Source organism: Ruegeria sp. BJ6 (assembly GCF_056537885.1).
In genome coordinates, this window is record NZ_JBQFSG010000004.1 from 260,955 (window position 1) to 281,852 (window position 20,898).

23 protein-coding genes are annotated in these 20,898 nt (G+C 57.2%); 7 read left to right on the plus strand and 16 right to left on the minus strand.

Annotated features, from left to right (window positions below):
- Positions 1 to 3: 3 nt before the first annotated feature.
- Both modB and modC read left to right on the plus strand, forming a co-directional pair.
- Positions 4 to 696, plus strand: coding sequence for a molybdate ABC transporter permease subunit (gene modB / locus ACR0D6_RS11950; protein WP_480765654.1), 693 nt, complete (start codon positions 4 to 6; stop codon positions 694 to 696).
- Positions 693 to 1,796 carry a molybdenum ABC transporter ATP-binding protein gene (gene modC, locus ACR0D6_RS11955; protein WP_480765655.1) on the plus strand — a complete coding sequence of 368 codons (1,104 nt, stop codon included), beginning with the start codon at positions 693 to 695 and terminating at the stop codon, positions 1,794 to 1,796. The genes modB and modC overlap by 4 nt, the downstream gene beginning before the upstream one ends.
- Here modC and ACR0D6_RS11960 read toward each other — a convergent pair.
- Positions 1,793 to 2,701, minus strand: coding sequence for a Hint domain-containing protein (locus tag ACR0D6_RS11960; RefSeq protein ID WP_480765656.1), 909 nt, complete (start codon positions 2,699 to 2,701; stop codon positions 1,793 to 1,795). The two genes, modC and ACR0D6_RS11960, sit on opposite strands and share 4 nt — an antisense overlap.
- Before the next feature lies 1 nt (position 2,702).
- Positions 2,703 to 3,215 carry a toxin-activating lysine-acyltransferase gene (locus tag ACR0D6_RS11965; RefSeq protein WP_170657355.1) on the minus strand — a complete coding sequence of 171 codons (513 nt, stop codon included), beginning with the start codon at positions 3,213 to 3,215 and terminating at the stop codon, positions 2,703 to 2,705.
- A gap of 213 nt (positions 3,216 to 3,428) precedes the next feature.
- Here ACR0D6_RS11965 and ACR0D6_RS11970 point away from each other — a divergent pair, with 213 nt between their 5' ends.
- Positions 3,429 to 3,842, plus strand: a complete 414-nt coding sequence (locus ACR0D6_RS11970) for a hypothetical protein (protein WP_480765657.1) — start codon at positions 3,429 to 3,431, stop codon at positions 3,840 to 3,842.
- 134 nt (positions 3,843 to 3,976) lie between these two features.
- On the opposite strand, the gene hemF is transcribed toward ACR0D6_RS11970, so the two are convergent.
- Genes hemF through clpS form a run of 4 tightly spaced genes read right to left on the minus strand, consistent with a single transcriptional unit; the run spans position 3,977 to position 7,066 of the window.
- Positions 3,977 to 4,861 (minus strand): oxygen-dependent coproporphyrinogen oxidase, encoded by an 885-nt coding sequence (hemF, locus tag ACR0D6_RS11975; protein ID WP_480765658.1) that lies wholly within the window; start codon positions 4,859 to 4,861, stop codon positions 3,977 to 3,979.
- 6 nt (positions 4,862 to 4,867) lie between these two features.
- On the minus strand, positions 4,868 to 5,668 hold the full coding sequence (locus ACR0D6_RS11980) for an SDR family NAD(P)-dependent oxidoreductase (RefSeq protein WP_480451342.1): 801 nt from the start codon (positions 5,666 to 5,668) through the stop codon (positions 4,868 to 4,870).
- 37 nt (positions 5,669 to 5,705) lie between these two features.
- Positions 5,706 to 6,671, minus strand: a complete 966-nt coding sequence (locus ACR0D6_RS11985) for a class I SAM-dependent methyltransferase (protein ID WP_480765659.1) — start codon at positions 6,669 to 6,671, stop codon at positions 5,706 to 5,708.
- 53 nt (positions 6,672 to 6,724) lie between these two features.
- Positions 6,725 to 7,066 (minus strand): ATP-dependent Clp protease adapter ClpS, encoded by a 342-nt coding sequence (clpS, locus tag ACR0D6_RS11990; protein ID WP_170657365.1) that lies wholly within the window; start codon positions 7,064 to 7,066, stop codon positions 6,725 to 6,727.
- A gap of 91 nt (positions 7,067 to 7,157) precedes the next feature.
- Between clpS and ACR0D6_RS11995 the strand changes: the two genes are divergently transcribed.
- Positions 7,158 to 7,859: an HAD family hydrolase gene (locus tag ACR0D6_RS11995; RefSeq protein ID WP_480765660.1), complete on the plus strand. Its 702-nt coding sequence runs from the start codon at positions 7,158 to 7,160 to the stop codon at positions 7,857 to 7,859.
- A 279-nt stretch (positions 7,860 to 8,138) separates the two neighbouring features.
- Positions 8,139 to 9,539, plus strand: coding sequence for a D-alanyl-D-alanine carboxypeptidase family protein (locus tag ACR0D6_RS12000; RefSeq protein WP_170657369.1), 1,401 nt, complete (start codon positions 8,139 to 8,141; stop codon positions 9,537 to 9,539).
- Between the two features lie 67 nt (positions 9,540 to 9,606).
- Here the strand turns inward: ACR0D6_RS12000 and ACR0D6_RS12005 are convergent, their stop codons facing one another.
- From ACR0D6_RS12005 to ACR0D6_RS12045, 9 genes are all read right to left on the minus strand, one after another.
- Entirely contained in the window at positions 9,607 to 9,903 is a 297-nt protein-coding gene (locus ACR0D6_RS12005) for a hypothetical protein (protein ID WP_480765661.1), read from the minus strand.
- Positions 9,904 to 10,030: 127 nt separating this feature from the next.
- Entirely contained in the window at positions 10,031 to 10,792 is a 762-nt protein-coding gene (locus ACR0D6_RS12010) for a LamB/YcsF family protein (RefSeq protein WP_480765662.1), read from the minus strand.
- A gap of 11 nt (positions 10,793 to 10,803) precedes the next feature.
- Positions 10,804 to 11,802, minus strand: a complete 999-nt coding sequence (locus ACR0D6_RS12015; protein ID WP_480765663.1) for a 5-oxoprolinase subunit C family protein — start codon at positions 11,800 to 11,802, stop codon at positions 10,804 to 10,806.
- Positions 11,799 to 12,548 (minus strand): 5-oxoprolinase subunit B family protein, encoded by a 750-nt coding sequence (locus ACR0D6_RS12020; protein ID WP_480765664.1) that lies wholly within the window; start codon positions 12,546 to 12,548, stop codon positions 11,799 to 11,801. Before ACR0D6_RS12020 ends, ACR0D6_RS12015 begins: the two co-directional genes overlap by 4 nt.
- Positions 12,535 to 13,458 carry a hypothetical protein gene (locus tag ACR0D6_RS12025; RefSeq protein WP_480765665.1) on the minus strand — a complete coding sequence of 308 codons (924 nt, stop codon included), beginning with the start codon at positions 13,456 to 13,458 and terminating at the stop codon, positions 12,535 to 12,537. The genes ACR0D6_RS12020 and ACR0D6_RS12025 overlap by 14 nt, the downstream gene beginning before the upstream one ends.
- 68 nt (positions 13,459 to 13,526) lie before the next feature.
- Entirely contained in the window at positions 13,527 to 14,843 is a 1,317-nt protein-coding gene (locus ACR0D6_RS12030) for a TRAP transporter large permease subunit (RefSeq protein WP_170657381.1), read from the minus strand.
- Between the two features lie 3 nt (positions 14,844 to 14,846).
- A complete protein-coding gene (locus ACR0D6_RS12035) occupies positions 14,847 to 15,380 on the minus strand; it encodes a TRAP transporter small permease (protein WP_170657384.1) in 534 nt (177 codons plus the stop codon).
- A 63-nt stretch (positions 15,381 to 15,443) separates the two neighbouring features.
- Positions 15,444 to 16,427, minus strand: a complete 984-nt coding sequence (locus ACR0D6_RS12040) for a TRAP transporter substrate-binding protein (RefSeq protein ID WP_480765666.1) — start codon at positions 16,425 to 16,427, stop codon at positions 15,444 to 15,446.
- A 38-nt stretch (positions 16,428 to 16,465) separates the two neighbouring features.
- Positions 16,466 to 17,728: an NAD(P)/FAD-dependent oxidoreductase gene (locus tag ACR0D6_RS12045; RefSeq protein ID WP_480765667.1), complete on the minus strand. Its 1,263-nt coding sequence runs from the start codon at positions 17,726 to 17,728 to the stop codon at positions 16,466 to 16,468.
- A gap of 120 nt (positions 17,729 to 17,848) precedes the next feature.
- On the opposite strand from ACR0D6_RS12045, the gene ACR0D6_RS12050 reads away from it, so the two are divergent.
- Positions 17,849 to 18,364 carry a winged helix DNA-binding protein gene (locus ACR0D6_RS12050; protein WP_170657394.1) on the plus strand — a complete coding sequence of 172 codons (516 nt, stop codon included), beginning with the start codon at positions 17,849 to 17,851 and terminating at the stop codon, positions 18,362 to 18,364.
- An 11-nt stretch (positions 18,365 to 18,375) separates the two neighbouring features.
- Here the strand turns inward: ACR0D6_RS12050 and ACR0D6_RS12055 are convergent, their stop codons facing one another.
- Positions 18,376 to 19,548: an enolase C-terminal domain-like protein gene (locus ACR0D6_RS12055; RefSeq protein ID WP_480765668.1), complete on the minus strand. Its 1,173-nt coding sequence runs from the start codon at positions 19,546 to 19,548 to the stop codon at positions 18,376 to 18,378.
- Positions 19,549 to 19,600: 52 nt separating this feature from the next.
- Between ACR0D6_RS12055 and ACR0D6_RS12060 the strand changes: the two genes are divergently transcribed.
- Complete coding sequence (locus ACR0D6_RS12060) at positions 19,601 to 20,515, plus strand: LysR family transcriptional regulator (RefSeq protein ID WP_480765669.1); 915 nt, start codon at positions 19,601 to 19,603, stop codon at positions 20,513 to 20,515.
- Positions 20,516 to 20,898: the final 383 nt, after the last annotated feature.

Consider the following 20,898-nt stretch of genomic DNA (forward strand, 5'->3'; position numbering starts at 1 on the left):
CCCATGAACTGGCTTGGCCCGGCAGAATGGGATGCCCTTGCATTATCGCTTCGCGTGTCGTTCTGGGCGACGGTCATCTCGCTGCCTTTTGGTGTTTTTGTCGCCTACGCACTTGCGCGATGGCGGTTTCCGGGGCGGCAGTTGGTGAACGGTCTGGTGCATCTTCCATTGATCCTGCCGCCTGTCGTGACCGGGTATCTGTTGCTTTTGACATTCGGGTTGCAAGGCCCGTTAGGCGGTATGCTGGCCCAGTTCGGGATTGTCTTTGCGTTTCGCTGGACCGGTGCCGCGCTTGCCGCGGGCATCATGGCTTTTCCACTGATGGTGCGTGCCATCCGGTTGTCGATTGAGGCGGTTGATCCCAAACTTGAACAGGCGGGTGCCACACTGGGGGCGTCCCGTCCATTTGTCTTCGCGACGATCACCCTTCCGATGATCCTTCCCGGAATAGTTGCCGGTGCAATTCTGGCCTTCGCCAAGGCCATGGGCGAGTTCGGAGCAACTATCACCTTCGTCTCGAACATTCCCGGTCAGACCCAAACCCTGCCTTCGGCGGTATACGCCTTTTTGCAGGTTCCGGGCGGAGAAACTGCCGCGACGCGGCTGGTGATCATATCCATCGTGATCGCCATGGGCGCACTTTTGCTGTCTGAATACGTCGGTCGCCGCGCCGCGCAGAGGGTAGCCGGGGCATGAGCTTATCCGTTCACGTATCCCAACAGTTACCGAACCTTGACCTTGACGTGACGTTTGATGCGCCCCCGGGCGTGACGGTTCTGTTCGGCAGGTCTGGTTCCGGCAAAACGACAGTCGTGAACGCAGTGGCAGGGCTTATGAAGCCGACGGCGGGACGGGTTGCGGTTGGTGATTGGGTTCTGTTCGATATCCAGCGGGATTTTTGGCTGCCGCCACATCGTCGAAGGCTTGGTTATATCTTTCAGGAAGGCCGCCTGTTTCCGCATCTGACGGTGCGCCAGAACCTTGCCTATGGCCGATGGTTTGCTCCCCGAAACGCGCGGCGGGAAAGCCAGAGCAATGTGGTCGAAATGCTGGGTATCGGTCATCTGCTGGACCGGCGACCCGCGTTGTTGTCCGGTGGTGAAAAGCAAAGGGTGGCCATTGGCCGTGCCTTGCTGGCCTCGCCCCGTCTGATCCTTGCGGATGAGCCCCTTGCGGCCCTCGACGACGCCCGCAAGGCTGAGATTTTGCCCTATTTTGAACGGTTGCGGGACGAGGTTTCGATCCCGATCCTCTATGTCACCCATTCAGCCGCCGAAGTCGCCAGACTGGCAACATCCGTCGTAGCGTTGCAGGACGGTAAGGTGGCCAGACACGGACCCGCAGCCGAAGTCCTGTCTGATCCCGCAGTTGCCCCGGCTGGTGTTCGCGCGGTAGGCGCGGTTCTTCAGGCCAGAGTAATTGCGCACCACACCGATGGTTTGACGGAACTGGATGCGGGCGGTGACCGGTTGTTCCTGCCGCAAGTTCCTCATCGGGTTGGTGAAAGTCTTCGTGTCCGGATCGCGGCGCAAGAGGTCATCCTTTCTAAAGGAAAGCCCGAAGGGTTGTCGGCATTGAACGTACTGGAGGGCCGCGTCACAGCTATCCGTGCCGGTGAAGGCCCCGGAGCGATTGTCTCGGTCCGGTGTCGCGCCGGAACGATTCTGGCACGTGTTACACGCCGTTCCGCTGCTGCCTTAGGCCTTACCGAAGGAGCAGAATGTCATGCTGTCATCAAGACGGTTGCAATCGCGCCTCAGGATGTTGGCGGGCATATCGCTGCTAGCGACAACTAGGCCAGTGCGATTGCCTCACGCTCTCGCAGGATCATCCGGGCTGCCGGGCCGAATATCCGGCCACTGAAGTGTTCCACACCTGAAAAAATCTCAGCCAGTTCCTGTAACCCTTCGGAAGACATGGCGTGTAGGGCCTCTTCACCCAAATACAAGCTTTCTGCCTGTGCGTCTTCGGCAAACAGTATCTCATGCCTGTCCATCAGGATATGCATGTATTCAACGGGTTGGTGGGACGTCACTATCGAAATGCCGGGCCATGAACACAAATGCTTGGCGGCGACCAGTACCTCATTGGTGCCGAATAACAGTTCGATCTTGGGGCCGCGCAGAAGCATGCGATGTTGCTGCGAAACAAACAAATCCCGTCTGGGAATATCCGGCCCCAAACTTCCGGCGGAAATACGCACCGGACGTAGGGACGGGTTGTCCTTCAATCGGTTGGTCGTCATTTCCTGCGCTTCGATCCACCTGATAGGTTGCAACCCGTGATCCGCAGTTCTGACCAGATCGCCAACCTCAAGGTGTTCGATCAACTGCGGTCCCGAACCGGTTTCAATCAAAGTTCCGGCAGTAAAGCACACACCTTGAATGTCGATCGTGATGGTTACGGTATCACTGGCCGCGAATGGGCCCAATAAGGTCTGAACGACGGCATCCAATCTCACGGTAAAGGTGTCTTGGACAGTCTGCCCGAAATCCAGCGAGTCAAAAAACGCGGGATCAACCGTATACGTCCACTCTCCCGTATTCGGGTCGATGCTGGCCGTACCATGAGCGGGCGGGCTGCTGATTGACCAAGCCTCTGAATTAATCGTGAAGGGACTGCTCGGGTCCAGATCGCCTGTCGCGACGTTGGGGGGATCTCCGGTTACGATCCCTGTTGTTGTGCCGGTGATCGAGACCATTTCAGAGACCCTCCTGCTTTAGCATCCTTTCAAAAACCTTCTTTTTGATCAGCCGCATCTGTACGTCTCCGTCCTGATCGCGGGTCCACTCGACGATCCGCTGGTTCTTGAGGTCACTGTCCATACGGTTTGTCCTGACGCGCGGATGCGGTATCTCACGCTTGAGGATTTCGACCATTTGCCGGGATTGCCCAAAGGGCGCGACCATGTCGATGATCCAGAAAGATTGGCCGCTGGTAAAATCGGCATCGGTCAGAGGTTGATCCTGAATGGCATATCTGTACTCGGCCTCCGGGCTCAGGCCCGCGAAGGTCACAAAGCCGCGAGGAAAGCCGTTTTGCCGGAATATGTGATATTGCCCAAGTCGCAGAGGCGTCTCGAACGCGTACAGCACCTGTGCTAGGCTGCGCTGTCTGTGCGTATCGGTCAGAGATGCCAAATAGAACAAGGTCCCAAAATCAGCATAGGTTTCGGGCGACAGATCGAACCAGTCTTTTGGAAAGGAGCCTTTCAATCACCCTCACCAATTTGGACGCTTCTGTTTACGATAGCCTTAAATATGCAATCTGAAAAATGTTTCTTTCGATTTCGATCATCGCTGGTCCGGTTTTGAAAAACTGTTGTTCCGGCAAGGGTTGACCGATTTTGCAAGCGATTGTGAGTGGCGCCTGCCGCAAATCACGCTACGATACTGGAATTGAAGAAAGTGGTTTGGCCGGAGGCAATCATGAACAGAGTAGTCAAGGCAATTGCGGTTTCCCTTCTGATAGCTGCCCCCGGGCTGGCGCTGGCCTTTCAAGCGTGGAACAAGGCGCGGGTCTATGCGCTGAATGGCGGTGTTTTTGAGGTCGTGAACTATCACGGGTCGGTGCCACGCGACTATTGGTGCGGGGCAGGGGATTATGCGATCCGCATTTTGAGAACTTCGGCAACGCAGCGTGTGTATCTTTGGAAGGCCGTTGGTCCTTCGGTTTCCGAGCCTGGAAAAAAGGGTGTTCAGTTCGCGTTGCAGGCCCCCCCTGATTCAGACACCAAACCCGGGTTCGGAGTGCAGGTGAAACGCATTGGCGACAATATGAACGCGGCGATGGCGCAGAATTATTGCTACGACAACACTGCGGACGAAATCTGGTTCAACTAAACCGTTCCGGCTTTTAATTGAATCATTCTGCGACAGGAATGGACCGAGAACGCCGTGGGTGTGGCACGGTGTTCGTGTCTCAAATTAGGCCCGAAACGCTTTAGGTGATTTGAACCCTCTGGGCGATTGGGAATTCAAACCCACTTTGCCAAAGGTGGCAGACTCATGAGAACTGCATCCGGGTCGTGGCCGGTTTCCAGGCCGAACTTGGTTCCGCGATCGTAAACCAGATTGTATTCGGCATATAGCCCGCGGTGCACCAGCTGGGTGGTCTTGTCCTCATCCGAAAACGCCTGAACCCTGCGTTTTTCAACCAAAGGTAGGTATGCGGGCAGGAAGGCCCGGCCAATATCCTGCGTCAGGGCAAAGTCGGCCTGCCAGTCGTCGGTGCAATAATCGTCCATGAAAATGCCCCCGACGCCCCGGGCACGCTTTCGATGCGGAATATAGAAGTACTCGTCCGCCCAGTCCTTGAGGCGCGGGTAATGTCCCGGGCCGTGAGGGTCCAAATGGGCCTTTTGCGTTGCATGGAAATGCGCGGTGTCCTCATCATACTCGATGCATGGATTCAGATCGGAACCTCCGCCGAACCACCAGGCATGCGGTGTCCAGAACATGCGTGTGTTCATGTGGACGGCGGGCACATGCGGGTTTTGCATGTGTGCCACAAGGCTAATGCCCGAAGCCCAGAAACGCGGATCTTCCTGCATGCCCGGAATACCTTTTCGGGCCGCCATCGCGCTTTGTGCCCGGTCTCCGAGTGTACCGAAAACGGTTGAGACATTGACGCCGACCTTTTCGAACACCCGTCCGCCCCGCATGACCGACATCAGGCCGCCACCCGCATCTGAGCCGTCATCGGACTGGCGGCTGGTTTCCCTGACCTCGAACCGGCCCGGATCGGCGTCAGAGAACGGCCCGGTGTCGTGGCTGTCCTCCAGAGCCTCAAAGGCGGAAACGATTTCATCGCGCAGGTCACGGAACCACTCGGCTGCAGTGGATTTTTCGGTATCAAACATCGTGGATCAGTGTGCCGGTGCTGCGACGGGATCAAGCAGAGTGCGCCCACCGTCAATTGTGAGAATCTGACCGGTCATGAAACCCGCCGCGTCCGAGGCAAGGAACTGCGCGGTTTCCACCAACTCGGTGGGTGCTGCAATACGCGACAGGGGCGTGTGCTTTTCGATATCCTCGCGAAAGTCCCGGTTGTCTTTCAAGGTCGAGCGCAGAGAGGCGCTCATGACCGAACCCAAGGCAATGGAATTCACGCGAATGCGGTTGGGGGCCAGAGCTACAGCAAGCGAGCGCGTCATCTGATCCTGCGCCGCCGTGGAAACCGAATAGGCCATCAGGTCGGGGTGTGTGCGGCGCGCGGCAATAGACGACAGGTTGATGATTGATCCTGCCGGTTCCTCATCGTCATCGCCGGCTTGCTTGATCATGCGTCTGGCGACCAGTTGGCTCAGCCTCAGGGCTGGCATCAAGTTCTGGTTCAGTAGGGTTCGGACCGAGTCGTCTTCTACATCCAGCGGATCGGACTGGATAACTTGCCGGGCTCCGTTCACCAGAATGTCTACCTGATCGAACGCGTCGATGGTGGCCGACAGCAGATTGGCGATGGTCAGCTTTTCGCGCAGATCGCCTGCAAAATACCGGATATTGCTATCGTCCGCCTGCTCGCCCAGTTCCTCGGTCAGGCGCTTTTCGTCCATATCCGCGAACATCACATTCGCCCCGGCATCTGCAAAGTGGCGACCGATGGCCAGCCCGATGCCGTTAGCTCCGCCAGTGACGATGGCGGTTTTGCCCGCGATGGAAAACGACATGAAGTTCCTCCTGAGTTGCGGCGCAGGTTAGCCGGGATCACCGCCGGGGGCGAGAGGCGTGAAGCACCTTGAACCGATTGTCGCCGGTCACTTCCTCGACTTGTGCAAAAGCGTCGGTCAGATTGGTTTCATAAGGCAGGTGACGGTTGGCCACCATCCACAGGTTGCCGGATCGCGTCAGGTTGCGTGCGGCGGCTGCAATAAATCCCTGACCCAATGACGGATCTGCACTCCGCGATGTGTGAAAAGGCGGGTTCATTACAATCGTATTGACGGGTTCTGGCGCGGTCCAAGTTGTGGCATCCGCCCAGTGAAACCGGGCGCGGGGGTCCCGAACATTTTCTTGTGCGCAATTCAGTGCAGTGTGATCAGCTTCGACCAGATGAATGGACGTGATGCTTTCATCGTGCAGTAGCCCTGCCGACAGTGCCCCCCACCCAGCCCCTAAATCGGCGATCCGGGGGCCGAGTTTGTTTGGTAACGCCTTCAGTAACAGGGCCGAGGCGGGATCAAGACTATCAGCAGAAAACACTCCGGGTGCGGTCCGAAACCCATCCGCCAACATTGTGTCCGGTGCGGCCCAATCTGTGAAAGCGTCGGCATCGGATGGAAACCAGAAAATCTTGCCATGTGCCTTGGCAATTGGACCTTCAACGGCAACCCGTTTGCGAATTTCCTTTAGCAGGCTGTCCACACCGTCCGTCTTGCCACCGTCAACAACAACAAGGCCCGAGGCCCGACGACACGCATCGGAAATCATTGCCTTTGCCAGTGCCTTGGCGCGCGGCAGGAATAGAACTGCGTCGCGGCAAGGTTCGGCCGTTTCGGGTACAACTTCAAAACCCTGCGCTGCGAAATGATCGTGGAAGGGTTTGAACGGCTGAACGATCTGGGCTCCGAGGGGTAGGGACGACAGATCATGCGCCGGAGTCGGCAAAATTACCGACAGGGGGCCGGGCAGGTTCAGACCGCGTTCTACAGCCAGACTCAGACGAGGGGACATAATCATTTCCGCAAAGACATTCGGGGTGAGCCGGTGCGGCCCCTAAAACCGCCTCAGTCTTCCCTTTCCATGGTGCATTGCAGGGGATGTTGATGCCTGCGGGCGAAATCCATGACTTGCCCGACCTTGGTCTCGGCAATCTCGTGGCTGAAGACGCCAACCACCGCCACGCCCTTTTTGTGGACCGTCAACATGATTTCGAACGCCTGCGCATGTGACATGCCAAAGAACCGCTCCAGCACGTGAACCACGAATTCCATCGGCGTATAGTCATCGTTCAGCAGCAGCACCTTGTAAAGCGGAGGCCGCTTGGTCTTGGGGCGCGTCTGTACAAGGACGGACGTATTGTCATCGTCGTCCGGATTATCCGACATTTTCCAAGGCTCTGGCAGCATGATTGCAACTGTCCGATTCAGGGTTCGAATTGATAGAGCGCTTATATAACCTTAGCGCAACGAGAGAAAAGAGGAAGCAGGCGAGTTCGGTATGAGACAAAAGCTCACGACTGTGGGTTTCGATGCGGACGATACCCTTTGGCACAACGAACGGTTCTTTCAGCTGACTCAGACTCATTTCGCCGGGTTGCTGGCGGATTATGCAGAAAAGGATCATCTGATGGATCGTCTGCTGGAGGCTGAAAAACGAAACATCCGCCACTATGGCTATGGGGTCAAAGGATTTACGCTTTCGATGATCGAGACCGCCATTGACGTGACAGACAACCGGGTTCCCGCCTCGGTCATCCGACAATTGATCGAAGCGGGGCAAGAGATGCTGAGACATCCCATCGAACTGTTGCCCCACGCCCGCGAGGCGGTCGAAGCAGTGGCGGAAACACACCGTGTTCTTCTGATCACCAAAGGCGATCTGATTGATCAAGAGCGAAAACTGGCACAGTCAGGATTGGGTGAGTTGTTCGACGAAGTTGAAATCGTTTCCGAAAAAACGCCGGAAACGTACAAAACCATCTTCCGGCGGCATGGTCATGGCGCGGCCGCATCCATGATGGTGGGAAACTCTATGCGATCAGATGTGGTCGCACCCCTTAGGGCTGGATGTTGGGCTGTTCACGTTCCGCACGGGTTGGTTTGGGAAATCGAACATGCCGAGGTGCCGGACGGCGAGCAACGGTATCGGCAATTGCCTGACCTCAAAGGCCTCTCCGTGTTGGTAAAGGCGTTATCATGACCTGTTGCAGTTCTGTACCATCCGTCAGGAAATGTACCGGACTTCGGTCAAAATCCTGCCATCATCCCCGGTTTTGTGTGTTGCCGGGTAACACGCACAAGATTTCGTAGGTCCATAATACATAATTTGATCCCCAAAAACACAGCTTACAGTTTCTTTCGCAGCTTTGCTGTGATAGCCTTGAGACAATAAAATCAATTTTGCCGACCAGGAAAACCTGGCGGCGCGAGGCAGACAGAGGCAAAGATCGTGCAGATTCGGCGGACAGTTCCGGCCCGAATGGGCCTATTTCTCATAGTATTGTCGTGGCTTGTTCTTATCATGCCGGTGAAAGTTATGGCCGCGCCATATGCGGCCATGGTTATCGACGCGCGCACCGGTGAGGTGCTGCATTCCAGAAATGCTGACGCGCGGCTTCACCCGGCATCCCTGACCAAGATGATGACGCTCTACATCGCGTTTGAAGCGGTGCGAAACGGTGAAATCACGTTGGATACGCCGGTTCGTATTACGCAGAAGGCCGCGTCAGAGCCACCGTCTAAGCTGGGTCTGCGCAGCGGCCAGACCATTGCGTTTCGGTATTTGATCCGCGCCGCGGCAGTGAAATCCGCCAATGATGCGGCGACAGCAATTGGTATCGCACTCAGCGGGTCCGAGGCGGCGTTTGCGCGCCGTATGACACGGACGGCCAAGGCGATGGGCATGACGCGAACGACCTTCAAGAACGCGCATGGTCTGACCGAGGCCGGGCATCTGTCCTCGGCCCGTGACATGACCACTTTGGGTCGTCATTTGCTGTATGACTATCCGCAATACTACAACCTGTTTTCGCGGCAATCGACGCACGCGGGGATCAAGACGGTTCCCAACACCAACCGCCGCCTTTTGGCCGCCTACAAAGGTGCCGATGGGATCAAGACAGGTTACACACGTGCAGCCGGCTTTAATCTGGTCGCGTCAGCCAAACGGGGGAACGAACGGGTCATCGCAACTGTTTTTGGCGGTAAATCCGGCGCGTCCCGTAACGCCAAGGTCGCTGAATTGCTCGACCTCGGGTTTCGCCGGGCTCCTTCGCGGGCGCCCATCCGCAAACCTGCGCGGCCCCGTTATGCGGGCAATGCCGGGCTGGAAGGTCTGAGCAATGCCGTGCGTCTTGTCGGCGCCCCACAAAAAAGCCTTCGCCCTGTTCTGCGGCCGGGCATCGGTACGCCGATTCAGATTGCTGGGACGGTTGCAGAAACCGCCGCCAAGAACGGCACGCGCATTCAGGCGGGCATTGCCGCAGCAATTGCGGCTGCGGACATCGCGCCCACTGCACCGCCGGTCGAAAGCTCTGACACCCGTCCGGCGCTGCGGCCGGAAAATCTGGTTCTGGCTTCGACCGATCCGGCCACTCAGCCCGAGCCCGAACAAGAGGTCGTTACCCGCCTGTCCACATCGGGCGGCCATCTTTGGGGTGTGAATGTCGGTCGCTACACCACGCGGTATGAAGCCGAGAAAATTCTGCTGCGAACAGCGCTGGCCGAAATGACCACACTGGATGGCACTCTGCGAAAAGTGAACCAAAGCTCTCGTGGCTTTGATGCGACGTTCCAGGGAATGACACGGGAGCAGGCTGATCTGGCCTGTCGCCGACTGAAGGCCCGCAACGTCACCTGTTTCATGATCGGGCCATCATAAGACCCGGCATTCTCTCCTGAAGAACATTGGCTGCGAAAGAAATTTCGCAGCCCTTTTTTTGCAGGGGTTAGACCAACAACATCGCCCGAGAGTTCAATGCGAGTTCGGGAACACAATAGGCATATGTCCGGTCCTTTCTGTTCTCGATCATCGCGATCTGCCAAAACTCCGGCAAACTGCTTGCGCCCGTCTTTTGCGAGGCTTTGATACGCACAATGTCGCCTTCGGATACTCTGGCCTGAAGGTCGCGTGACAGGTGAACCAACGCGAGTTTTCTTCGCAGTTTGTCAGGCTGGCAGGTAAGGGTTTCAATTTCCATCCGGCCGTCTTGGAAGGAAAGATTTTGATCCGCATTCAGGTTCATCAAGCACCTCCGGCATCAGGATTAATTGACCAATGCCAGAGATTTGGGTCGCCATGCAGAAGCCTGCATTCGATTTGGTGCCAGTTTCTTGTTTGGTCGTGCCAATCGTCTGTGAAACACCCGAAACTCAACGCGTGAACTTTGTCACCTCGACGCCTCCTCCGATCAGGCAGTCGCGCACCGAACGGGCTATCTGGACGGCCGTTGGCCCATCACCATGCAGGCAGATGGTGTCGATCGACGTTTCCAGATGCTTGCCGCTTTCTGTGATGATGGCGCCCTGACGCACCATGTTCAGGATGCGCGGGCCGGCAATTTCGGGGTCGTGGATTACCGCGCCGGGCAGGCTGCGGTCGACCAGAGTGCCGTCGTCGTTATAGGCGCGGTCGGCAAAAATCTCGCCCACCCATTTACATCCCAGTTCACGAACCGCCTCTTCCTGTTTGGTGACGGCCAGAACCATGATGATGATATCGGGGTCCACATCCAGAGCGCCCTGATAACAGGCGCGGGCCATATCGATATCGACCGAGCACATATTGGCCAGTGCGCCATGCAGTTTCAGGTGTCGTACACTGGTTCCGACTGCCGAAGCCATCCCTTTTGCCGCGCCCAACTGATAGCGAACCAGATTGCGCAGGCTTTCATGCGGCACCTTCATGTTGCGGCGCCCAAACCCCTGCAGATCAGGAAAACCGGGATGCGCACCGATTCCGACACCGTTTTCTGCGGCCAGTTTCATCGTCGTCGACATAACGTCCGGGTCGCCTGCGTGAAAGCCGCAGGCGATATTGGCCGACGTGATGATTTTCAGAAGGCTTGCATCGTCACCCATTTTCCAAGGGCCGAAACTTTCCCCCATATCGGCATTCAAATCGACGCGGCTCATCGGCACACTCCTCAGTCGTTGGCAGAGATCATTCCGTCGATCAATTGGTAGGACAGAAGATCCGGGATGTCATGCGGGTCGCGGACCAAAGGTTCAACGCGGCGCGCCAGCCGGTCAAGGTCTTTGGTGAACCCTGTGTGCAACGTCGTTGCTTCGTCCAGCGTGACGAACTGGAACCTGACCCTGTTTCCGGCAGGCGTTTGAGCGGCGCGCGGCATGTCGCAGGGTAGAACCGTTGCAATTCGTGGATAGCCGCCTGTCGTCTGACATTCCGGCAAAAGGATGAACGGGTTACCTGTACCCGTCATCTGAATATCACCCGGGGTGATGACCTCGGACAGGATGTTCAGTTGACCTGTAGCGGCAAAGCCTTCTCCGTCATTCTCCAGTTGCATTCCCATCCGGTTGGCACGTGGTCCGCGACTGAACTCGGTTTGGGTGAAACGCTCAAGTGTCGATTCGTCGAACATTGCTGTCTGGAAACTAGGGATGACACGCAATACCCCGCCCGAGAACCGTTCGGACGGCAAAAGCTTCATGCCAGTTTCGCCTGAATCCCGGCCAGTTGGAACAAGGTCCCCGGCCTCAACTGCACGTCCGACCTTGGCAGTCAGATGTGCCGAGCGGGAGCCAAGAAAAACGTCACTGGCGATTCCGCCGCCAACATGCAGGTAGCCATAGCTGCCTTTTAGCACCGAACCGATCGTCAGTCTTTGACCCATGGTCAGCAGATGCGAGGCATTCCAGAGAACCGGTGAGCCATCAATGCTGGCCTGCATCGGCGCGCCGGTTAATGCGATGCGTGTGTCTTTGGTGGCCTCGAACTCTCCGCCCATTCCAGCCATTTCCAGCGCGGCGAGTGTCGGGCTCTGACCCAGCAGGGCGGCCCCTTCGTGCAACGCCAGAATATCGGCAGCACCCGAGCGTGAAAGGCCTTGATCCAGATAACCCTGTCGCCCCTGATCCTGAATGGTGCAGGCTGGGCCAACTCGGTGGACGATCAGGCTCATGCTGCAATCTCCTGAAAGGTCGCGCCGCCAAAACCATCGCCGTTGTCGTCGCGAATGCGTTCCAGTTCGTCCCGGCTGACCGGTTCAAACAGCATCTCGTCGCCGGGATTCAGGGCAAAGCTCTGCTCCATTTCGGGTCGAAAGCACCGGAACGCCGTCTGTCCGATGTGCCGCCAGCCGGTCGGTGTCGGGCCCGAAAACAACACGAATTGTGAGATCGCAAGAACCAAAGCGCCTTCAGGCACCATCGGGTTCAACTCCTTTAGGCGGGGAATGTTGAATTCAGGTCCCAATGGGCCAAGGTAAGGCTGGCCCGGGGCAAAACCGATTGTCAGAACGCGAACCCGGGTCTGGCTGAGCCTGCGCACGGCTTCGTCGCTGGAAAGTCCGGCGGCTTCGGCGGCTTCATCCAGTTGTGGGGCTAGATCCGTGCCATAGACCGTAGGAACCCGCCACAGTTTGCGCCCCGTGGGCAGGGGTGCCGCATACCAGTCGCGCTGGGTCAGAATCTTGGCCAGCTGCGTTTTGATCGTATCGTGCGACACCCGTGTGACGTCGAAACGCAGGTAGGCTGAAGCAAGTGAGGTGGAGGTTTCGATCACACCATCCAGCGCATGGCTTTCCAAGGCGCCGCGAAACGCCAGCGCCGCCCGGTTCGACGTTTCCGTCATTGTGTTGGCGAAGGTGACAAGCATGCCGTCCAGCCCGACATTGCGCACCATGGGAAAGAGATCAGCGTGGGTCATACAGCCTCCGCATGAGGGTAGGGGTCAGATACATCGGGAACTGGTAGCAGCCAAGAAAGATCAGCAGCGGATCAGTCGTTGCGGGCGGCAGGGCCACAAAGAACAAGGCAAAGTTTCGGTTTCCCGCGACAATTGCTGTAGGAACCGCGTCTGATCGCCCCTTCGCCTTCAGGACGGCATAGGTCACAATCTGCATTCCGAAATTGACGCCAAACGCTGCGGCCAGCCAGAAGCCAAGTTCGGCGGGGTCGCGCTCGAATGCGGGGCGGATGGCGGACATTAATCCAACGACTACGATTGCCAGCACGATGACGGTCAGACCGTCGGTCGCCCTGCGTTGATCGACATTCATGGATCGAAACCCCCAGTGCCGCAAAGCGAAGCCTAAGGATGCGGCCAACAGGATCACCGCCAGTAGGCGGATGGCGGCAAGTAGTACCGAAGACAACGCGCCGAACTGCGGCAACAGCCAGAAAACTGGAATGCAGGTAAGCGGCAGAATGGCGGTTCCTACGATAAGAAGGCGCAACGCCGGGGCGGGCTCATGATTCAGGAGGATCGAAAAATTGGCCGAGCCGGTGACAGAGGGGGCGGCCAGCATTAATGCGACCGCAAGGGCCAGTGGTGTTAAAGGCAGTCCTGAAACAAGAAATCCGGATAGGAAAAGCACCGGCAGCGCCAGTTGCAATGCCAATGCAGTTATGGTGGTCCGGGCTAGCGCACCAAGGTTTTCGACAGTTTCCACCGGACCGATGCGGAATGCAGTCAGGAATAGCAGCAGCGCCACAAGCTCTGGAATCCAGTGTCGCAGCGTTTCCGCCATGCCCGGGAATGCAACACCAGCAACCAGACCTGCGATCAGGCCAAGTTTCCCGTGGCGAGCGATGAAAGTAAGGCAGGAAAGGATCATGGCCCCGGGCCGATGAATTAAGAATGCGCTGGCCCCATTGGGGCCAGCGTGTGTCGTTTGTCAGCGCGTCAGCCCCCGCCGGGCGCCTGTCTGATATTCTCGGGCAGCCAGGTCGCGATCTCGGGGAAGGCGATCAGCACAAAGACCATCAGGACCATGATCAGGAACATCGGGAAGGCCGCGCGGGCGATAAAGCCCATTTCGTGGTTCGTCATGCCCTGCAACACGAACAGGTTGAACCCGATCGGCGGAGTGATCTGGGCCATCTCGACCACGACGACGATGAAGATGCCAAACCAGATCAGGTCGATGCCGGCCTGTCGGACCATCGGTTCAACAACCGCCATCGTCAGAACGACCGATGAGATGCCATCGAGGAACATACCCAAGACGATGTAAAAGACCAGCAACACCATCAGCAGTTCGAACCGGCTGAGCTCCAGCTGTGCGATCAGATCAGCCAATCCGCGTGGCAACCCTGTAAAGCCCATCGAAAGCGACAGGAATGCCGCACCCGCCAGAATCAGTGCGATCATCGCACTGGTGCGGGTGGCCCCCATCAGGCTTTCCGTGAAGGTCTGCCAGGTGAGCGAACCCTGTGACGCGGCGAGGATCAGGCCTCCAATGACGCCGAACGCGGCAGCTTCGGTCGCAGTTGCATAGCCCAGATACATCGACCCGATCACCACAAGGATGAGGCAGATCACTGGCAGCAGAAAGCGCGAATTCGATAGTCGTTGTCCAAATGTCAGAGGCGGCTCCTGTGCCGGGTTCCAGTTCTTCGACACCCGCGACGTGATCGCCACATAGGCCATGAACATCGACGCCAGGACGAGACCGGGCAAAATCCCTGCAAAGAACAGCTTGGAAATCGACTCGTTGATGGTCACGCCATAGACGATCAGCGTCAGCGAGGGCGGGATCATAAGACCCAGCGTTGCTGCGCCCGCCAGCGTGCCGATGATCATCGGCTCGGGGTATTCGCGCTTGCGCAATTCGGGGATCGACATCTTGCCGACCGTGGTCAGCGTTGCGGCGGATGAACCCGATACCGCAGCGAACACGGTGCAGCCCACGATGTTTGTATGAACCAGCCCTCCGGGCAAGCCTGCCATCCACGGGGCGAGGCCCTTGAACATGTCTTCGGACAATCGCGTTCGATACAGGATTTCACCCATCCAGATGAACAGCGGCAAGGCGGTCAGGGTCCACGAGGACGACGACGTCCAAATTGTGGTCAACATCACGTCGCCGACAGGGCGCGTGGTGAACAGTTCCATCCCAACCCAGGCGACACCCATCAGGGCAAGGCCAACCCAGACGCCGCTGCCCAGCAGAAGGAACAGAACGAAGAGAAACAGGATGATGATCGAAAAATCTTCCATGATTTACTCTCCAAAGCTCTGATCGACGAGATCACGCTTGATCCGGTGGTCGCCGTTGAAGATGAGGCTGATCAGGTGGTCCGTCAGCGCAATGGCAAGGATCACCGCGCCGATCAGCATGATGGATTGCGGTATCCAAAGCGCGGTTCTGTCCTGTCCCTGACTGATATCGTTGAACTTCCACGACCAGTAGACGAACTTGGCGCAGTAGCGGACGAAATACCAGGCGATTGCCGTGCCGATTGCAAAGCACCAGATATTGATGATCCTTTGCGTTTTGGGGCCGACTGCATTCAGCAGGATCGACACGCGGATATGGGCGCCACGATTGAGCGCGTTTGCAAAGGCCAGAAACGAGGCTGCTGCCATCGCATAGCCTGCATAATCCGGCGCGCCGGGAAATACCTCACCCGTCCAGCGGGCCACCATCTGGATCACGATCAACGCGAGGATCGCGATCAGGCAGAGTGCAGCCATAACACCGGCGCCGAGGTACAGAAAATCAAGGGCGGAGCGAAGCCGCTGGGCCATGGTCATGATGCCCCCCTGTTTGTTTTATTTGGGATTGGGGGCGGACCCGTGGCCCGCCCCGGTCCGGAATTATTCCGACTTGGATGCCTGGAACGCTTCGACAATGGCCTTGCCATCATCGCCCGCGGCTTCCAGCCATTCGGCGGTCATGGTTTCGCCGATCTGCTGCAGCTCACCCTTCATCTGATCGCTGGCTTTGGATACGGTCATACCGCCGTCCGTCAGACCTTTGAGCGTGAAGTCTGTATATTGTACGGCGCGCCATGTTCCGGCGTATTCCGCCAACTCGGCACAGGCGTGAATCACGGCTTTGTTCTTGTCGGACACGCCCGACCATGTCTCCGAGTTCACCATAATGTAGTTCCGCGGCAGCCACGCATCCACTTCATAGAAGTAGTTCAGGCTCTCCCAGACCTTGCGGTCATATCCGGTTGCCCCCGAACTGACCATTGAATCCGCTACACCGGTGGCAAAGGCCTGGCTGATTTCGGCGGCTTCGATGGTCACCGGCAGCATCCCTGTCAGTTCGGCCAGACGCGCGGTGGCGTTGTTGTACGAACGGAACTTGATGCCTTCCATGTCTGCGACCGAGTTCACCTCGTCCCGGAAATACAGCCCCTGCGGCGGCCACGGCACCGAGTAGAGCAGCGTCAGGTTTTGATCGGCCAGCACTTTTTCAAGTGTCGGTTTTGCCGCCTGCCACAGCTTGTCAGCGTCGTCAAAGGAGGTTGCAAGGAACGGAATCGAATCCACACCAAAGATGGCGTTTTCGTTCTGGTGGCCGGACAGCAGACGCTCACCAATCGGCACCTGGCCGGTCTGGATTGCGCGTTTGATCTGTGCGCCGGGGAACAGCGAACCCGACGGGTGAGTGACAATCTCGATCTCGCCTTGCGTGCCGGTGGTGACGCATTTGGCGAATTCCGCACCGGTCACCGAATGAAAGTTCGAACCGGAATAGGCCATGGGCATATCCCATTTTTCGGCAAATGCCGGTGCGGCTGCCGCTGCGGTCAACGCCGTTGCGGTCATCAGTTGAGCAATCTTCTTCATGCTTTTCTCCCTGTTTGGTTAGTTCTTAGTGCCTGTTTTCAGTTTCCGGCCTTCGTATACCGTGCCGGTGAATAGACGCTCAGGTCAACATTGGGTTGCCGTCCCGAGATGAGTTGAGCCAGCAGACGGCCGGTTTTTGGTCCGCCTGTCAGCCCAATGTGATGATGTCCAAAGCCAGTGAACGCGCCCTTTATGTGAGGCAGCTCGCCGATCACCGGAATGGAGTCGGCTGGTGCCGGACGATGGCCCAACCAGTCAGTGACATTCGAGGCTTTCAGATTTGGGAATACCGCCTTTGCACTTTTGTGCAGCAGTTCGATCGGGGCGTCCGATGCGCCGGCTTCGGTACCACCGAATTCAACCACACCGGCCAGCCGCAAACGGCCGTCCATCGGGGTGGCCACGATTTTTCGGGAAGCCACCATGACAGGCGCCTTCGGCATGATCGACGGGTCCCAGAACTCCAGATGGTATCCGCGTTCAGATTCAAGCGGAACGTTCAGGCCCAGCTTTTTTGCCAATGGGCCAGACCAGACCCCGGTGGCGATCACTGCCGCGTCACACGGGATATTCTGCCCTGCCGCGCGTATGGCAATGACCTTGCCGTTTTCATGTACAACATCCTCGGCATCGGCTTTGACCAGCTGGCCGCCCTGCTCCTGAAAGTGGCCCGCCAGATCTTTTACATACTGACCGGGGTCCGCGATCCTTCCATGGTCTTTCAGCCGCGCCGCAAAGTTGAGATCCAACGCGAAGGCCGGATCATATTCGTGAAACTCCGCCCCCTCCATCTCGTCCCAGGTGAATCCGTGCTGCCGCCGCAATCCCCAACCAAAGGCATCACCCTTAAAATGGTTCCTGTCGTCGTAGATGAACAGGTAATCTGACGGCACGATCCACTTTTCGGCGCCTGTGCCTTCCGCCAAGGCCAGATGATCCTGAAGGCTGTCGCCGACGATGGGAGCAAGCGCGGCAGCTATCCGGCTGGCTTCGTTCGCATTGGCATGGCTGAGATACTTCATCAGCCACGGCGCCAGTTTCGGCAGATACCCCCATTTCAGAAACAGCGGCTGGTTAGGGTCAAAAAGCATCCGTGGCGCTTTTTTAAGTAGGCCCGGAACCGTTACCGGAACGATCGAGCAGGATGCCAGAATTCCGCCGTTACCGAACGAGGTCCCCTCGGCCGGTCCCTTGCGGTCGATCAGCACAACCTGATGACCATCGCGCTGCAGCCAGATGGCCGTGGATACGCCGACAATTCCGGCACCGATGATGGCGATGGTCTTGGGTTGCTCAGTCATTGCTTTCTCCGAGCGCACATTTTGCGCCCAATTCGCGAATCCGTTCCGGGCAGAGTGACACACTTTGACAATACGTCAACAAATTGTTGACAAAATGCGCGCATCTCATAGGCTCCACCTATGTCTGGATCTACATTTGGCCCAATCGTGTCCTCTGCCCATCTTGCCGACGGACCTTTCCCGGAACTGTCCGAATTCGAATTTGGATTGATCGTTGTAAGCCATGCAAACGCGCGCTGGATGGTGAGGGCGATGGATGCAGCAGGTTATTCCGGCTTTTCTGCGCTGGATGTGCTGGTGCTGCATACTGTCCGGCACCGGGACAAGCCGAAAAAGCTGGCCGATATTTGTCTTGTCCTGAACGTCGAGGACACGCACACGGTCAATTATTCGGTCAAGAAACTGAGCAAGGTCGGATTGGTGAAGGTGGGCCGTCAAGGCAAGGAAAAGACGGTCGAGGCGACGCCCGAAGGTGTCACCGCCTGCGCGCGCTATAAAGAGGTACGCGAGACCCTTTTGCTTGAGGCTATGCAGGAATGCGGAATCGAACCCGAACAGCTTGGTCGTGTTTCCAGCCTGCTGCGTCTGATGTCGGGCCAGTACGACCAGGCCGCGCGTGCGGCCACCGCGTTTTGAGGCAACGGGCCTCACGCTGACCTCCGAACAGCGTAATGATTCAGCTTGTCAGTATCGGGCCGCTGCCCCAGGCCCGGCCCATCCGGCACAACGACCTGACCGTCGCGGACCTCAAAAGGCGTTTCCAAGATATCTTCCTTCAGGAAATACGAGGCCTGATAGAATTCGCATCCCAGTGTGATTTCGGGCGTTGCAGCAATCATGTGGGTACCGGCAAGATGCGCCAGCCCAGCTTCGAACATGTCACCGCCATAAGCCATCAGGCCATTTGCGGCAGCCATTCGCGCAACAGTCTGGCCACGGGCCAGGCCGCCGGACTTCATGATCTTGACCGAAACGCCATCACAGATGCCTTCGCGCGCGGCCCTGACCATATCTTCTGGCCCGAATACGCTTTCGTCGGCAAGCAGGGGCACATCGGTCATGCTTCGTAACTGCGCCATCATGTCAAAGTGGTGAAAGCGGACAGGTTGTTCGATAAAGTCGGGGGAGAACCCGGCGACATCCAGAACCTGTGGAATGGCCCGTTCAATCTCCAGCCCCTGATTGTAGTCGACCCGCACACGAAACTCGGGAAAATCCTGTGCAATGCGCTCAAGCCGCATGATGTCGAAGGCGTGATCCTTGAACCCGGTTTTGAGCTTTATCAGGCCGACCTTGTCTTCGCGCAGCCGCTCAAGCAGGGCAATATCCGCGTCGAAATCCGGATTGGCGATGGAACAACTGAGGGGGATCGTGTCGCGGCATTTGCCACCCAGCAATGACCAGACGGGTTGGTCGGTGATGCGTCCGGCAAGATCCAGCAAAGCGGTTTCCAATGCCGCCTTGGCTTCGGTGCAATGCGCGACCGCCCGGGTCGCCTCTGCCATGATGGCAGCGCGGTCTCCGACCCGCCGCCCGATCACCAAGGGCCGGATATACCGGTCCAGCGCCGCATAGGTCGCCTCGGGTGTCCCGGTGAATACGGACCAAGGTGAGGCTTCGCCATATCCTTGCGCTCCGCCTTCCGCCGTAAGTCGCAGCACCACGATTTCACAAGATCCCTCGACCCGCCCGATGCCATGATCGCGCGCCGAAACGACCGGCAATTCCAAATGCCACAGGTCAAAGCCTGTGATGGTTTGCAACACGCCCACGGTGTCCTCCCTATAGTTGAGGGTAGTGTGATGAGTCAGATCTATCATTTCCAATATAAATTTATGCACAAACCATAAGTTTTACTGATATACGTTCTGCATGTCCTCATATTTCCGCCACTATCAGGCCTTTCACGCCACCATCGAAAGCGGCACCGTCACGCGCGCTGCCGAGCTGCTTGGTGTATCTCAGCCCGCAATTTCAAACCTTTTGGGGCAATTGGAGCGCCACACTCGGCTTACTCTGTTCGAGCGCAGCCGTGGTCGGTTGCTGCCAACGCCCGAGGCAACGGTTCTGTATGAGGAGATAGATACGGTTGTCCGCGGCCTTGATCACGTAAATCAGGCCGTGCTGGATTTGCAGAACCAAAAAGCAGGGCAGCTACAGGTGGCTACCAACCATGCGATGGCCTTTGGATTTATGCCCGGTGAGATTGCAAGGTTCGCCGCCGGTAAGCCAAATCTGACAATTGCCTTTCAATCCCAATATTCGTCAAAGATTCAGGAGTGGGTGGTCGCTGGCCTGTTCGAGATTGGAATTTGCGAACCTCCGGTGCGCCACGACGGGCTTACACAGACGCAGTTCTTCTTTGAGATTATGTGTGCGGTGCCTGAAGACAGCCCATTGGTTGACCATGACGTGCTGACACCAAAACGTTTGGATGATGTACCGTTTATCGTCATGGGTTCTGACCACATGGTGAACCGCCGCGCCCGCGAAGCCTTTCATAGGGATGGATCGCATATGCGCATCAGGTGTCATACCGACCTGTTCCGAAATGCGCTGAATATGGTCAAGCAGGGATTGGGGGTGACGCTTGTCGACCCGTTCACATTGTCCAGTGATGACCGGAAGGGATACGTTTTGCGCCGGTTCGAGCCACGAATTCTGCTGGATGTCGTTATTGTAACAGCGGCGGGACGACCTGTTTCCGCGATTGGCAAGCAGTTTCTCAAACAGATATCCGAAAGCATGGAGGAACTGGCTGTTCCGAGTCTTTTTCAGAGGGGATGAATCGTAAAAGTAGCCCGAAGTTTGCTGTTGAGCATTCGCGTAAGTGAATCGCTCTGGTGGGAAACGACTCGGTCCCACTTGTGTCCCCCCTTGCGTCGACGCCTATATGTTGTGTTCGAGTCTCGTTTGCACAAAAACCAGTGGGATGGTTTGGCCGGGGTATTGATCGGTTTGAAGCCAAAGTACGCACTTGTATATGATTTAAGTATATGATTTTGTTGCGTTAAACATGGAAAACTAAAAAAGTTCGGTGTTGAGTAATTTTGTGCTTGCGGCGGTTTGTAGTAAACCTTAGAACCCCCTTCACCGGCGCTGCTGAGGCGCTTGGGACGCGGCGGAAGCGGCGGAGACGCTCAGGATAGACTGGGGGCATCTGAGGTTAT

Coding starts and splice junctions, on each gene's coding strand:
- modC (WP_480765655.1), top strand. CDS start 693: ATGAGCTTATCCGTTCACGTATCCCAACAGTTACCGAACCTTGACCTT.
- ACR0D6_RS12045 (WP_480765667.1), bottom strand. CDS start 17,728: ATGACTGAGCAACCCAAGACCATCGCCATCATCGGTGCCGGAATTGTC.
- ACR0D6_RS12010 (WP_480765662.1), bottom strand. CDS start 10,792: ATGAGCCGCGTCGATTTGAATGCCGATATGGGGGAAAGTTTCGGCCCT.
- ACR0D6_RS11960 (WP_480765656.1), bottom strand. CDS start 2,701: ATGGTCTCGATCACCGGCACAACAACAGGGATCGTAACCGGAGATCCC.
- ACR0D6_RS12040 (WP_480765666.1), bottom strand. CDS start 16,427: ATGAAGAAGATTGCTCAACTGATGACCGCAACGGCGTTGACCGCAGCG.
- ACR0D6_RS12055 (WP_480765668.1), bottom strand. CDS start 19,548: ATGATAGATCTGACTCATCACACTACCCTCAACTATAGGGAGGACACC.
- ACR0D6_RS12035 (WP_170657384.1), bottom strand. CDS start 15,380: ATGACCATGGCCCAGCGGCTTCGCTCCGCCCTTGATTTTCTGTACCTC.
- ACR0D6_RS11970 (WP_480765657.1), top strand. CDS start 3,429: ATGAACAGAGTAGTCAAGGCAATTGCGGTTTCCCTTCTGATAGCTGCC.
- ACR0D6_RS12005 (WP_480765661.1), bottom strand. CDS start 9,903: ATGAACCTGAATGCGGATCAAAATCTTTCCTTCCAAGACGGCCGGATG.
- clpS (WP_170657365.1), bottom strand. CDS start 7,066: ATGCTGCCAGAGCCTTGGAAAATGTCGGATAATCCGGACGACGATGAC.
- ACR0D6_RS12050 (WP_170657394.1), top strand. CDS start 17,849: ATGTCTGGATCTACATTTGGCCCAATCGTGTCCTCTGCCCATCTTGCC.
- ACR0D6_RS12000 (WP_170657369.1), top strand. CDS start 8,139: ATGGGCCTATTTCTCATAGTATTGTCGTGGCTTGTTCTTATCATGCCG.
- ACR0D6_RS12030 (WP_170657381.1), bottom strand. CDS start 14,843: ATGGAAGATTTTTCGATCATCATCCTGTTTCTCTTCGTTCTGTTCCTT.
- ACR0D6_RS11995 (WP_480765660.1), top strand. CDS start 7,158: ATGAGACAAAAGCTCACGACTGTGGGTTTCGATGCGGACGATACCCTT.
- modB (WP_480765654.1), top strand. CDS start 4: ATGAACTGGCTTGGCCCGGCAGAATGGGATGCCCTTGCATTATCGCTT.
- ACR0D6_RS12025 (WP_480765665.1), bottom strand. CDS start 13,458: ATGATCCTTTCCTGCCTTACTTTCATCGCTCGCCACGGGAAACTTGGC.
- ACR0D6_RS12020 (WP_480765664.1), bottom strand. CDS start 12,548: ATGACCCACGCTGATCTCTTTCCCATGGTGCGCAATGTCGGGCTGGAC.
- hemF (WP_480765658.1), bottom strand. CDS start 4,861: ATGTTTGATACCGAAAAATCCACTGCAGCCGAGTGGTTCCGTGACCTG.
- ACR0D6_RS11980 (WP_480451342.1), bottom strand. CDS start 5,668: ATGTCGTTTTCCATCGCGGGCAAAACCGCCATCGTCACTGGCGGAGCT.
- ACR0D6_RS11985 (WP_480765659.1), bottom strand. CDS start 6,671: ATGTCCCCTCGTCTGAGTCTGGCTGTAGAACGCGGTCTGAACCTGCCC.
- ACR0D6_RS12060 (WP_480765669.1), top strand. CDS start 19,601: ATGTCCTCATATTTCCGCCACTATCAGGCCTTTCACGCCACCATCGAA.
- ACR0D6_RS12015 (WP_480765663.1), bottom strand. CDS start 11,802: ATGAGCCTGATCGTCCACCGAGTTGGCCCAGCCTGCACCATTCAGGAT.